Origin of the sequence: Roseateles agri, from assembly GCF_034043675.1 — a bacterium.
GTDB lineage: Bacteria > Pseudomonadota > Gammaproteobacteria > Burkholderiales > Burkholderiaceae_C > KK5.
The window spans coordinates 305,838-318,280 of the sequence record NZ_JAXCLA010000003.1 but is presented as its reverse complement, the minus strand read 5'-3'; the positions used below and the strand labels follow the sequence as shown (position 1 = coordinate 318,280).

Annotated in this window: 9 protein-coding genes; 3 read left to right on the top strand and 6 right to left on the bottom strand. The window is 67.1% G+C overall.

Annotated features, from left to right (window positions below; genetic code table 11):
- Positions 1 to 367 precede the first annotated feature (367 nt).
- From SNE35_RS09600 to SNE35_RS09580, 5 genes are all read right to left on the bottom strand, one after another.
- A complete protein-coding gene (locus SNE35_RS09600; protein WP_320422676.1) occupies positions 368 to 916 on the bottom strand; it encodes a hypothetical protein in 549 nt (182 codons plus the stop codon).
- A gap of 106 nt (positions 917 to 1,022) precedes the next feature.
- Complete coding sequence (locus SNE35_RS09595) at positions 1,023 to 2,579, bottom strand: restriction endonuclease (RefSeq protein ID WP_320422675.1); 1,557 nt, start codon at positions 2,577 to 2,579, stop codon at positions 1,023 to 1,025.
- A 279-nt stretch (positions 2,580 to 2,858) separates the two neighbouring features.
- A complete protein-coding gene (locus SNE35_RS09590) occupies positions 2,859 to 3,515 on the bottom strand; it encodes a phosphatase PAP2 family protein (RefSeq protein ID WP_320422674.1) in 657 nt (218 codons plus the stop codon).
- A 96-nt stretch (positions 3,516 to 3,611) separates the two neighbouring features.
- Entirely contained in the window at positions 3,612 to 5,882 is a 2,271-nt protein-coding gene (locus tag SNE35_RS09585; RefSeq protein WP_320422673.1) for a sensor domain-containing protein, read from the bottom strand.
- A 196-nt stretch (positions 5,883 to 6,078) separates the two neighbouring features.
- Positions 6,079 to 8,133: an NADPH-dependent 2,4-dienoyl-CoA reductase gene (locus SNE35_RS09580; protein WP_320422672.1), complete on the bottom strand. Its 2,055-nt coding sequence runs from the start codon at positions 8,131 to 8,133 to the stop codon at positions 6,079 to 6,081.
- Positions 8,134 to 8,299: 166 nt separating this feature from the next.
- Here SNE35_RS09580 and SNE35_RS09575 point away from each other — a divergent pair, with 166 nt between their 5' ends.
- Together SNE35_RS09575 and SNE35_RS09570 are read left to right on the top strand one after the other, a co-directional pair.
- Positions 8,300 to 9,613: a DUF4397 domain-containing protein gene (locus tag SNE35_RS09575; protein ID WP_320422671.1), complete on the top strand. Its 1,314-nt coding sequence runs from the start codon at positions 8,300 to 8,302 to the stop codon at positions 9,611 to 9,613.
- 79 nt (positions 9,614 to 9,692) lie between these two features.
- Positions 9,693 to 11,279 carry a thioredoxin family protein gene (locus tag SNE35_RS09570; protein ID WP_320422670.1) on the top strand — a complete coding sequence of 529 codons (1,587 nt, stop codon included), beginning with the start codon at positions 9,693 to 9,695 and terminating at the stop codon, positions 11,277 to 11,279.
- Positions 11,280 to 11,286: 7 nt separating this feature from the next.
- On the opposite strand, the gene gstA is transcribed toward SNE35_RS09570, so the two are convergent.
- Entirely contained in the window at positions 11,287 to 11,895 is a 609-nt protein-coding gene (gstA, locus tag SNE35_RS09565) for a glutathione transferase GstA (RefSeq protein WP_320422669.1), read from the bottom strand.
- 82 nt (positions 11,896 to 11,977) lie between these two features.
- On the opposite strand from gstA, the gene SNE35_RS09560 reads away from it, so the two are divergent.
- On the top strand, positions 11,978 to 12,421 hold the full coding sequence (locus SNE35_RS09560; RefSeq protein ID WP_320422668.1) for an SRPBCC domain-containing protein: 444 nt from the start codon (positions 11,978 to 11,980) through the stop codon (positions 12,419 to 12,421).
- Positions 12,422 to 12,443 lie beyond the last annotated feature (22 nt).

Sequence of the window (12,443 nt, the reverse complement as noted above, 5' to 3'; positions counted from 1 at the left end):
AAATGACCACGTACGCCGGCTTTTGGCTGCCCCTGCGAATCCGACTGTAGGAGTCAGTGGAGTCGGCGGCTTCCGCCATCGCGCTGGCGCGCCGTTACACCTTCTGGTACACGGTCAGTGGTGAGCCAGGCCCATCGGGACCGCGGGCACTAAGTTGTGAACGACCATGTCAGCCGCAGAAGCAATCCGCGCGGGTCGATCAAGTTAAGAACTACTTTTAACTTGCCGCAAAAGCAGCAGTTAAGCACCTTTTGACTTTCGTGAATTTCGTGGAATCTGGATTTCTCTTGTAAATCATTTACTTAGCCAGAATTTCTGGTGAAGAACCTATTTGATGTGGACCAGCGAATCCAGCTTGGCAGTGGCCCTACTGGGATCGGGCCATCACGTCGATCGCGTTCAAGACGGCGATGGCGGGATAAGTCTGTAGCGACCCGAAGCGGCGCCGGAAGTAGCAGTCCCAGTAGCTCGTAGCTCTCTGCCTGGTGAGCGCCATGAACTTTGGGTTCTCCCTCGCGAATCCACACAGGTCCTGAACGGTCGCCAGCCGAACAGCTTCGGCGATCACTTCGACGATTTCGATGACGTATTCGCCCAGGAGCTGGACGAAGAACGGGGCGACCCAAGGGCGATCCGTCGAGATGAGTCGTCGCAAGCACTCCTCTCGGACATGTCCATCCCAGTGGCGCGTCCCGAGGCAGAGTGCGAGGGTACGGCTGTCGCCCGCGGCCTGTTCGATCAATGCCCGCAGCTCGCTTGGCGAGCAATAGAGCCGGGCAGGAGCGGAGAGCGACTCTCCCTGCACGGTGACTCGGAATCCCTGTTGCGCCGGCGCAAGCGCAGAGGCGGTCATCGCACCTAGCAATGCCGATGCCGCCGGCTGAAGCGCAAGAGGGAAGACGGGTTGGTATGCCATGAGGCAGCCAGATTTGAACTTCGTCGATCGCCGACGATGACGCCTGACTGCGGGTCATTTGCTCCGTTCAGGGAGCCATGCTACGTCACGCCCCTGTGTCCGGTATTTAGGAGGCGATGCGGGCATGCGTGCCCGCATGTTCACGCAGCAGATAGAGCAATCCACCACCGTCGATCAACTCCAACGGCTTGTCCTTCGAGAAGTTGTAGGCATCGGCACCGTAGCCGCTCGTACACACGAGGATGCCCTTGCTAGCACCCTCATTGAGCATCGTGCCGTACAGGTCGCGCACGGCGCTGACGCCTACGGTGTCTCGATAGCGCTTGGCCTGAATGACAACCTTGCCACCAAGTACCGGGCGCGCATCAAAGGCGACGGCGTCCACGCCGCCATCGCGGGAAGCTCGGGTGAGCTTTGTCTCAAGGCCCATCTTGCCGAAAAGATTCGACACCAGGACCTCGAACTCACTGGGCGTCAGGTCCATCAAATTGGGCCGAGACTCCAGACCTGACAGCGCGTCACCCTGTTCGATGAAACGCTTGTCGACCATATCGAATTCGATGATTGGTTTTACCGCCTGAAGTTCATCCGGCCGGCTCGAGACATGAGCACCGAGGTTTCGCAGGCAGACAACCTTGTCGACTTTGTCCAGCCGAAGCTGCTCGAATTCTTCTTTGGAGGCACGTACGCTGACCACGGGAACCCGGGTCTCGCGCCCGCTAGCCGGGTCGATGGTGTCGAGAACTCCCGTAAAGGTAACGACGTTCAGAGCATCAGCCTGGTCGGCTTCGAATAGTTCGTGAAGCGTTCGAAGTGTGACCGCGGCTACCAGGTCCTGGTAGAGCTTCTTCACCTCGGCCGCCTTCCGAGGCTTGGACTCGATCTCGTCTCGAGTCTTGACGTACTTGTACTCAGCTTCAGCAGGAACGGCGGACGGCAGCGGCAACTCGTACTCGACGACCAACTCGCTCGACACCGTGTTGTACGCCAAGCGGAAGTTCTGAGGGAAGCCTTCCTCCGGGTACTCGGACCGCGTAAGAACCATCTCGTTGTAGGCAACGACAGCCGCCGGATCTTTGGCGCGGTAGTCGGCCTCAAACTCGTCCACCTCCGCATTTTTCCGGCGCTGCTCACCGTCAAATGCGGCCTTGCGCTGCGCGTGTTCGTCCGCCGCCTTGGCGAGTTCCACCGCCTTAGCCGCTTCCGCCTTCTGGTGATCACTCAACGCGACTTCGTCCTCGGCGCGAGCCTTTTCGACCACACGCGCGTGACGCCCCGACGCCCCCGGTATCAGGCCTTGCAGCCAGGTCAACGGCTCTACGACGGTAGGCCTCGGCGCGGAGCGTGGCGCAAGCGCCGGCGGTGTCTTGAACGCCTCAAAAGAGACTCGACTCCTCAGCGAGTCGAAATTGATGCGGTCGTCCACGCCCAGGGTGTGCTCGAGGACGCTTTGAAGCGCGTTGACTTGCTCGTCGACTTCAGCATTCAGGTCTTCAGTCTCTGCTTGGCGATCAGCAAGGTATTGCGCCTTTGCTTCCTTCGCCGCAGCTTGGTCGGCTCGCCGCTGCTGGTTGAAGGCCATCCGCTGTTGCCGCTCAACCTGCCTGGCCCGCGTAGCCGCCATGCGAATCGAGCGTTGCCGGTCTCGTTCTGCCGCGGCCATGGCCCGGCCCGCCGCGCGCAAGAAACCCTCTACCCCAGACCTGCGTCCCATGCTGCCTCCCCTGCTTTTTTGGTACGCAACCTCGCGGCTGCCAGCAAATTGGAAGCTGGGTTGGCGTCCTCGTCAATTGAAGTTCACCCGCCAGCAATGACGCCAAGAAGTTGAAGCGGCGCTCGTATCCACGGTGGCATTGGCTTGAGCCTCGGCGGAAGCCAAGTTCGCAGCCACTAGCACGTCCACAGTAGCCGGCTGGTGACGGGACGTACTCTTCGTGTCAGCTCACATCGCCGACAGCGGCTCCGGCGAGGTGACGCGAACGCGTCGGTGCAGGTCATTGCGCACATAGGGCCGATCGCGGCCCGAAAGTTCCAGCGACAGCCGCGTCACCCACTCGTGCGTGCGGGGCGCCGGCGCGGAGGCCGGCAGCGCCAGCAGTGCGGCGGCCAGTGCAGTGGGCAGCCACAACGGCAGCACGGCCGGGTGCGAGCCGGTGAGTCCGCGCAGGCTCATGACGCTCGCCACGCAGCCGACGAGGAAGCCGGCGAGCGCCTCGGACGGCGAATGCGCATGGACCGGCAGCCGCGAATACGCGATGGCCGCAGCGAGCACGAAAGCCGTCACGATGCCGGCGCGCTGGGTGGCTTCGCTGCGGTTCATCATCGAGACCCAGGCCAGCATCGGGAAGCTGGCCGAGGCGAACATCGCGTGGCCGGAGATGCCGGTGAAATCCCACTCGGCGCTGCCGACACCCCAGCCGATGAAGGCCAGCTTGGTGATCGTCGTCAGCGTGGCGGCGGTGCCCATGCAGGCGAGCCAGCGCAGCGCGAGGCCGCCCCGCTTCGCGCCGAGCCACAGCCAGGCCATGGCGACGAGATCGAGGGGCAGCAGGATCTGGGCTTCGCCCAGGCGGGTGAACAGGTGCCATGACATCGACATGGCTCCCATCCTAGCCGCAGCGGCTGACCGCGCGGTGACCGCCGGCCGATCGCCCCGCGGGGGATCGGCGCTTTCTCACGCAGACCTCGGGCGATGTCAGGCGGGCAGCAGCTGGAGCTGTGGCTCCGGCTCCGCCGGCACCGGCGGGGTGACGACGAAATCATCGGCTGCCATCGGCCGGCCGTAGAACCAGCCCTGCGCCCAGTCGCAGCCCTCGCGCTTCAGCCAGGCGGCCTGCTCGGCCGTCTCGACACCCTCGGCCAGCACGTCCAGGCCGAGGCTGCGGGCCAGCACGATGACGGTGCGAGCGATGGCGGCGACGTTGGCATCGCTGCCCAGCTCGGAGACGAAGCTGCGGTCGATCTTCAGCGTCTGCACCGGCATGCGCTTCAGGTAGGCGAGCGAGGAGTAGCCGGTGCCGAAGTCGTCGATGGCCACGCGCACGCCACGCTGGCTCAGCCGGCCCAGCAGCTCGATGGCGGCCTCGGCGTCTTCCAGCAGCAGGCTTTCGGTGACTTCCAGCTCCAGCGCGCGCGCCGGGCAGCCGGTCTCGGCCAGGATGTAGTCGATGGTCTCGACGAAGTCCGGCTGGCGCAGCTGGCGGGCCGAGACGTTGACGGCCACCTGCTGCGGCTTGTCCGGCTGGCCCTGCCAGCGCGCGGCCTGGCGGCAGGCGGTTTCCAGCACCCAGCGGCCGATCGGGATGATCAGGCCGGTGTCCTCGGCCAGCGGGATGAACTCGGCCGGCGAGATCGGGCCGCGGCTCGGGTGGCGCCAGCGCAGCAGCGCCTCGGCGCCGATCAGCACGCCGTCGGACAGGCGCACCTGCGGCTGGTACTCGAGGCGGAACTGCGCGGCCTCGTTGGCCAGGCGCAGCGCGTGGGTCAGCTCGAAGCGCTTCTGCACCGCATGGGTCAGTTCCGGGCGATAGGCCTGCACGGTATTGCGGGCATGCTCCTTGGCGCGGCACATCGCGGCCTCGGCATTGCGCAGCAGTTCGTCGACGCTGGTGCCGTCGGCCGGGTACAGCGCCAGGCCGATGCTGGCGCCGAGGGTGAAGCGGCGTCGCTCCTCGCCCTCGCCGACGAGGATCGGCGTGTCCATCGCCTGGATCAGGCGGTCGCCCAGGCGCATCGAGGTCTCTTCGTCGACCAGGCCCGAGAGCACGACGACGAACTCGTCGGCACCGACACGCGCCACCGCATCGCTGGCCCGCGTGACGTTGATGAAGCGCTGTGTCGTCTCCAGCAGCACCGCGTCGCCGGCGGCGTGGCCGGCGATGTCGTTGACCTCACGGAAGCCGTCCAGGTCGATGTAGAGCACCGCCACGCAGGTGTGGTTGCGCTGGGCGATGCCGACCTGGCGCGAGATGCGGTCGCGCAGCAGCGAGAGGTTGGGCAGGCCGGTCAGGCGATCATGCAGCGACTGGTGCAGCAGCTCGGCCTCGGTCTGCTTGATGCGGGAGATATCGGTCAGCACCGACAGGTAATGGGCATCGCCGTCCGCCTCGGTCGGCGGCACGCAGACGATGGTGGCCCAGACGGGGATGGTGTTGCCGCTCTTGTGGCGCTCCACCAGCTCGCCGCTCCACTTGCCCTTGGCGGCCACCTCGGTCCACAAGGTCTTCAGCACATCGGCATCCTGCTCGCCGTCGCGCAGGTAGCGCGGCACGGTGCCCAGCAGCTCCTCGTGGCTGTAGCCGGTGATGGCGCACAGCGCGGGGTTGACGTCTTCGATGCGCAGGTCGGTGCCCATCACCATGATGCCCTCGCCGCAGTGCTCGAACACGGTGACGGCACGGTGCAGCTTGCTCATTGCCTCGCGCAGCGGCGTGACGTCGCGCGCCACGCCGACGACGCCGAGGCACTGGTCCTCGTCGAAGACCGGCGCCTGCACGATGTCCAGGCAGACGCGCTCGCCATTGGGCTGCTGCGCCCAGCTGAGCGTGCGCTGGGTGGCGTGCATGTCGCGCAGCGCACCCGCCCATTCGGGCCGGTTCTGCAGCTGGTCGTCGCGGCGGCCCAGCAGCTCGCCCTCGGCGACGCCCAGGCACTGCTCGAAGGCGGGGTTGCAGCCCTCGTAGGCGCCGGTGGCGTCCTTGAAGAAGACGGGGTCGGGGATGGCGTTCAGCAGCGCGCTGAGCTTGGTGCGCTCGCGCCGCACGCGCAGCAGCTCGGCACGGCGCTGGCGCAGCCGTTGGCGCTGCATCCGCAGCACACCCAGCACCAGGCCCATGGCCAGTGCGCCGACGACGCAGAACGCGCCCAGCCAGAACACGGGGCTGTGCAGATCGACGGCAGCGGCGGTATCCGCTCGCGCCGTGGGCGCCAGCAGCAATAGCGCTGGCACCGCAAAAGAACGGTACATGTTTCTCGGTGACAAGCTCATGGCCTTGCGGACCTTGTGGCGCACGCCGCCATGGCGTACCGCCCGGCTGGTGGCCCGGCTCGCGTGGCGATGCTGCGCTGGTTCTTTATTCGTCACCGCCACGCCCATGTACTTCGCGCGGCGGCCCCTTCGACTCCGGCGCTAGTGTCTGGACACGGGCTAGTCTTGGCTAGGTCTAGAGCGCCGCCGCAACACGGGTTCCCTGCAAAATTGCACGCTTTGCGTCCAATTCGCCGGCCTCCTGCGCGCCTCCGATCAAATGGACCGTTATGCCAGCGGCACGCAGCGGTGCTTCCAGCTCGCGCAGCGGCTCCTGGCCGGCGCACAGCACGATGGTGTCCACGGCGATCAGTTGCGTGTCGGTGCGCTTCTCGCCGTAGCTGACCCACAGGCCCTCCGGCGTGATCGCCTCGTAGTTGACGCCGGACAGCATCTCCACGCGCTTCATCTTGAGCGCGGCGCGATGAATCCACCCGGTGGTCTTGCCCAGGCCCGCGCCGAGCTTACCGCTCTTGCGCTGCAGCAGCGTGATCTCGCGCGCCGGCTCGGCCGGCTGCGGGCGCGCCAGGCCCGCGCGCTGCTCGACCGGGTCGGCCACGCCCCATTCGCGCCGCCAGGCCGGGGCATCAAGCGCCAGCGACTGGCCCTCGTGCTCCGCCAGGTACTCGGCCACGTCGAAGCCGATGCCCCCAGCACCGACGATGGCCACGCGCCGCCCGACCGGCGCGCGGCGCGCCAGCACGTCGATGTAGCCGAGCACCATGCCGGCCACCGCGGGGTCGTCCTGGCCTTTGATCTTCGGATCGCGCGGGGTCACGCCGGTGGCGAGCAGCACGTCGTCATAACCCGTTAGTTGAGCGGCATCGACTCGTCGATTCAGATGGAGCTGCACACCGGTCACCTCGATGCGGCGGCGGAAGTAGCGCAGCGTCTCGCTGAACTCCTCCTTGCCCGGGATGCGCCGCGCCATGTTGAACTGGCCGCCGATCTCGGCCGCCGAATCGAACAGGTCGACCGCGTGGCCGCGCTCGGCCAGTGCCGTGGCTGCGGCCAGGCCCGCCGGCCCGGCGCCAACCACGGCGATCTTCTTGCGCCGGGTGGTGGGGCGCAGCACCAGCTCCTGCTCGTAGGCGGCGCGCGGGTTGACCAGGCAGGTAGAGATCTTCTGCGCGAAGGTGTGGTCCAGGCAGGCCTGGTTGCAGGCGATGCAGGTATTGATCTCGTCGGCGCGGTTCTCGCGCGCCTTCTTGACAAAGTCTGGGTCGGCCAGGAAGGGTCGCGCCATGCTGACCATGTCGGCCGCGCCATCGGCCAGCACGCCTTCGGCCACCTCGGGCGTATTGATGCGGTTGCTGGTGATCAGCGGTGTCGTGATGCCCTCGGCGCGCAAGGCATCGCGCAGCTTCTTCGTCACCCACGCGAAGCCGGCGCGCGGCACGCTGGTGGCGATGGTCGGGATGCGGGCCTCGTGCCAGCCGATGCCGCTGTTGATGATCGTCGCGCCGCCGGCGGCCACGCGCTTGGCGAGCGTGAGGACCTCGTCCCAGCTGCTGCCGTTGGGCACCAGATCCAGCAGCGACAGGCGGTAGATGATGATGAAGTCCGGTCCGAGCGCCTCGCGGGTGCGCGCCAGGATCTCCAGCGGCAGGCGCATCCGGTTCTCGTAGCTGCCGCCCCAGTCGTCGGTCCGCTGGTTGGTGTGGGCGACGAGGAACTGGTTGATGAAGTAGCCCTCGGAGCCCATCACCTCGACGCCGTCGTAGCCGGCCTCGCGGGCCAGCTGCGCGCAGCGGACGAAGGCCTTGATCTGGCGCTCGATGCCGCGCGCGCTCAGCTCGCGTGGCGTGAACGGCGAGATCGGCGACTGGATGCGCGACGGCGCCACGCAGAAGGGCTGGTAGCCGTAGCGCCCGGTGTGCAGGATCTGCAGCGCGATCTTGCCGCCCTCGGCATGTACGGCCTTCGTGATCGCCGTGTGCCGCCGCGCCGCGCCACGCGTGGCCAGCGTCCCGGCGAAAGGCTTGGCCCAACCTTCGATGTTCGGCGCGAAGCCGCCGGTGACGATCAGCCCGACCTCGCCACGCGCCCGCTCGGCGAAGTACGCGGCCATGCGCTCGAAGTGCTTGCGGCCGTCTTCCAGGCCGGTGTGCATGCTGCCCATCAGCACGCGGTTCCTCAAGGTGGTGAAGCCCAGGTCCAGCGGCGCGAGCAGGTGCGGATAGGGTGTCATGGCCGGCGATGGTAGCCACGCGACGGGAACGTGCGTTGCTGGCAAACCCGGCTTGGAAATCAATCTTCACACGCTTGTGGCAGGCCCGTGGCAAGGGTGTCGCCCGCGACCCCTACAATCCCGGGCCTGTGGCGCATGTGCGCCGATTTTTCTGTTGGAGTGATTCATGACCTTCATGAAGTGGGCTGCGACTGCAGCTGTCGTCGCAGTGACGGCTTTCGTTTCCGGTTGCGGCGGTGGTGGCTCCGACAGCAATGCGGCTATTCGCCTGATCAATGCCAGCGTCGGCTACAGCACGCTGGACCTGACCGTCAACGGCAATACCGTCGGCACCGGCATCGCCTACGGCGCGGCCAGCGACTACAGCAACCAGAACGTCAACGCCACGACGGCCACGATCGCCAACAACGGCACGACCGTGCTGGCGCCGACGATGTCCTCCGTCAGCTGCCCCTCGCGTTGCAGCCTGGTGGCCTACGGCTGGAACGGCTCGATCGCCCGCACCATCATCCAGGAAAACCGTGACCAGCCCGCCGCCGGCACCAGCACCCTGTACCTGCTGAACCTGGCCCCGGACGCCGGCTCGCTGGACTTCTACCTGACCGCTTCGCCCACCGCAGCGCTGACCACCCCGGTGGCTTCCAGCGTCGCCGGCGGCACGGGCGCCGTCACGGTGCAAACCATCGGCACCGCCGGCAGCAACTACACGCTGACCATCACCGGTGCCGGCCAGCCGAACGACGTGCGCCTGCAAGTGCCCAGCATCAGCCTGCCGGCCCTGCAGACCGCCACGTTCATCGCCACGGCCACCTCGGGCGGCACGCTGGTCAACGGCATGATGGCGATCCAGAACGGCGCCGTCACGAACTACCTGGGCACGAACGCCCGCCTGCGCGTGGTCTCCGGCATCACCGGCGTCAACAGCACGACGCCGAGCAACGTCGGCGCCTACCGCAACGCCCTGACCCTGCTGGATCCGGCGCTGATTTCGCCTGCGATCGGTGACTACACCACGGTGCCCCCGGGCAGCGATCCGGTGACCATCAACATCAACGGTTCGCCCTTCACGCTGCCGTCGCAGCCGACGCTGGCTTCCGGCGGCGACTACACGCTGTTGCTGTGGGGTGTGCCGGGCAACGTCCAGAGCAAGCTGATCGCCGACGACAACCGCCTGCCGACGACCGCCGGCACCGCCAAGTTCCGTCTGACCAATGCGCTGACCAACCAGGCCGGTGGCCTGAACCTGGCCGTCAACTACAGCCCGCTGGTGAGCAACGTGCTGCCGGGCTTCACCGGCGTGCCGGCCCAGCCGCTGACCGTGTCCTCGGTCTCGGTGGACCTGCAGGTGCAGGCCGGCTCGAACGTGCTGTACGACGTGCCGACGCTGACGGTGCAGCAGGGCTCGGTCTATGAAGTCATGATGCTGGGCGACGCTGCGGTCAGCAGCCAGTACGTCAAGATCCTCCGCACGGCCCGCTGATCCTCGGCGAACCCGTCCTCTGAAAAGCCCCGGGCGCCTCGGCCCCGGGGCTTTTTGTTTGCCGCCACAATTCGCTCCCATGACAACGTTCCGCACCAAGCTCTCCGTCCTGGCCGCCGCCAGCCTTGCGCTGGCCCTGCTGGCAAGTCCCGCCGCGCACGCCGCGAGCAATAGCACCGGCAACAGCGCCGCGGTCGCCTGGCTCGAGGCCAACGGCGATGCCGACGTCGACCGAGCCTTCGCCCAGGCGAAGAGCGAGAAGAAGCCGCTGCTGCTGTACTGGGGCGCCAAGTGGTGCCCGCCCTGCAACCAGCTGAAGGCCACCCTGTTCAACCGGCAGGACTTCATCGAGCAGTCGCGCGCCTTCGTCGCCGTCCATATCGACGGCGACTCGGCCGGCGCGCAGAAGCTGGGCACGCGCTTCAAGGTGCGTGGCTACCCGACGATGATCCTGTTTAACCCCGAGGCCGCCGAGATCACCCGCCTGCCCGGCGAGATCGATGCGCCGCAGGTCGTCAAGGTGCTGCAGATGGGCCTGGCCGGCGGACGCCCGGTCAAGGCGGTGCTGGCCGATGCGCGCAACGGCAAGAAGCTGAGCGCCAACGAGTGGCGGATGCTGGCCTTCTACTCCTGGGACACGGACGAGCAGCAGTTGGTGCCGCAGCAGGAGCGCGCCGGCCTGCTGGCACAGCTGGCGGCTGCCTCCAAGGGTGTGGACGAGGAGACGACGACGCGCCTGTGGCTGAAGGCGCTGGCCGCCAGCAACGAGGCCCAGGGCGTGCAACCGGACGCCGCGCTGCGCCAGCGCGTCGAGGCCGTGCTGGCCAGCCCCGAGCAGAGCCGCGCGCAGATGGACGTGCTGACCAACAGCGCCGGCGAAATCGCCACCGTGCTGGCGCCCGATGCCGGCCCAGCGCGCGACAAGCTGGTCGCCGCCTACGACGCCGCGCTGAAGAAGCTGACGGCGGACACGACGCTCTCGCGCGCCGACCGCATCACCGCGCTGCAGGCCCGGGTGGACCTGGCCCGCCTCGGCCAGCCGAAGGAGACGGTGAATCCGAAGATCAGCCCCGCGCTGGCCCAGGAAGTGCGCGAGCACACCGCCCGCGACGACCGCGAGATCAGCGACGGCTACGAGCGCCAGGCCGTCATCACCGAGGCGGCCTACACGCTGGGCGAGGCGGGCCTCTGGAAGGACAGCGACGCGCTGCTGAAGTCCAGCCTGGCCAAGAGCCACTCGCCCTACTACCTGATGAGCTACCTCGGTAACAACGCCCGCAAGCAGGGCCGCAAGGACGAGGCGCTGCGCTGGTACGAGGAGGCCTTCAACAAGAGCGAAGGCCCCGCCACGCGCCTGCAATGGGGCTCGAACTACCTGGCCGCGCTGGTCGACCTCGCGCCACAGGACAGCGGCCGCATCGAGAAGACCGCGGCCCAGCTGTTCGACGAGGCCAGCAAGGACAAGAGCGCCTTCTACGAGCGCAGCGCGCGCTCGCTGCAGAAGGTCGGCATGAAGCTGGGCAGCTGGAACGCCGCCGGCCAGCACACGGCCGCGATGGGCCGCCTACGGGCACAGCTGGACGGCGTCTGCGCCAAGGTCGACACCGCCGACCAGCAGCGGGCGACCTGTGATGCGCTGATCAAGGCGCCGGCGAAGAAGAGCTGAACCGCTCTTACTTGATGAGGCCTTCGGCCTTCATGGCCTGCTGCACGGCGGGCCGTGCGGCGACGCGGGCGCGGTAGGCGACGAGGTTCGGGTAGCCCGACACGTCCACGCCCACATGGGCGCCCCAGTTGGTGACGGTGAACAGGTAGCCGTCGGCCACGGTGAAGGTGTCGCCCATCAGGTACTGCTTGCCCTCGAGTTGCTTGTCGACCCAGGCCAGGCGCTCGCCGAGCTTGGCCTTGGCAAGCGTCTTGTACTCCTCCGGCGTGGCCGGGTTGAACAGCGGCCCGAAGCCCTTGTGCAGCTCGGCGGTGATGAAGTTCAACCACTCCTGCAGGCGATAGCGCTCCATCGTGCCGGCGGCGGGCGCCAGCTTCTTCTCCGGCGCCTGGTCGGCGATGTACTGGACGATCGCCGGCCCTTCGCTGAGGCGCTGGCCGTCATTCAGCTCCAGCAGCGGCACATAGCCCTTGGCATTGATCGTGTAGAAATCGGTGCCGTCCTGCAGCTTGTGCGTCTTCGTGCTGGCAAGCACGGCGTCGAAGGCAAGGCCGGCTTCGACCAGCGCGATGTGCGGGGACAGCGAACAGGCGCCGGGGCTGTAGTAGAGCTTCATGGGGATGTCTCCTGGATGGATGGTGAATGCCGCCCCGCCGGCGCTAGGATCAAGAGCCTTGGCGCTGACGAAGGAGCCGGTGATGAAAAAGACCCTGTCATTCTCCATCGTGATCGCGGCCCCGCGTCCGCGCGTCTGGGACACGATGCTCGCGCCCGACAGCTATCGCCAATGGACCGAGCCCTTCGCGCCCGGCTGCTACTACAAGGGCTCCTGGCAGCATGGCGAGACGATCCGCTTCCTCGCGCCCGGCGGCGACGGCATGGTGGCGCGAATCGCCGAGAACAAGCTGCACGAGACGATCTCGATCCAGCACCTGGGCATGGTGACGAACGGCATCGACGACACCACCAGCAACGCGGTAAAGGCCTGGGCGCCCGTCTACGAGAACTACCGCTTCCTCGACCACGCGGGCGGCACCGAGCTGCAGGTCGACTGCGACACGCTGCCCCACTACGACGACTTCATGCAGAAGACCTGGCCATTGGCGCTGGAGCGGCTGAAGGCGCTGTGCGAGGCGGGTTGATCAGGCCCGCGCTGTCATGCAG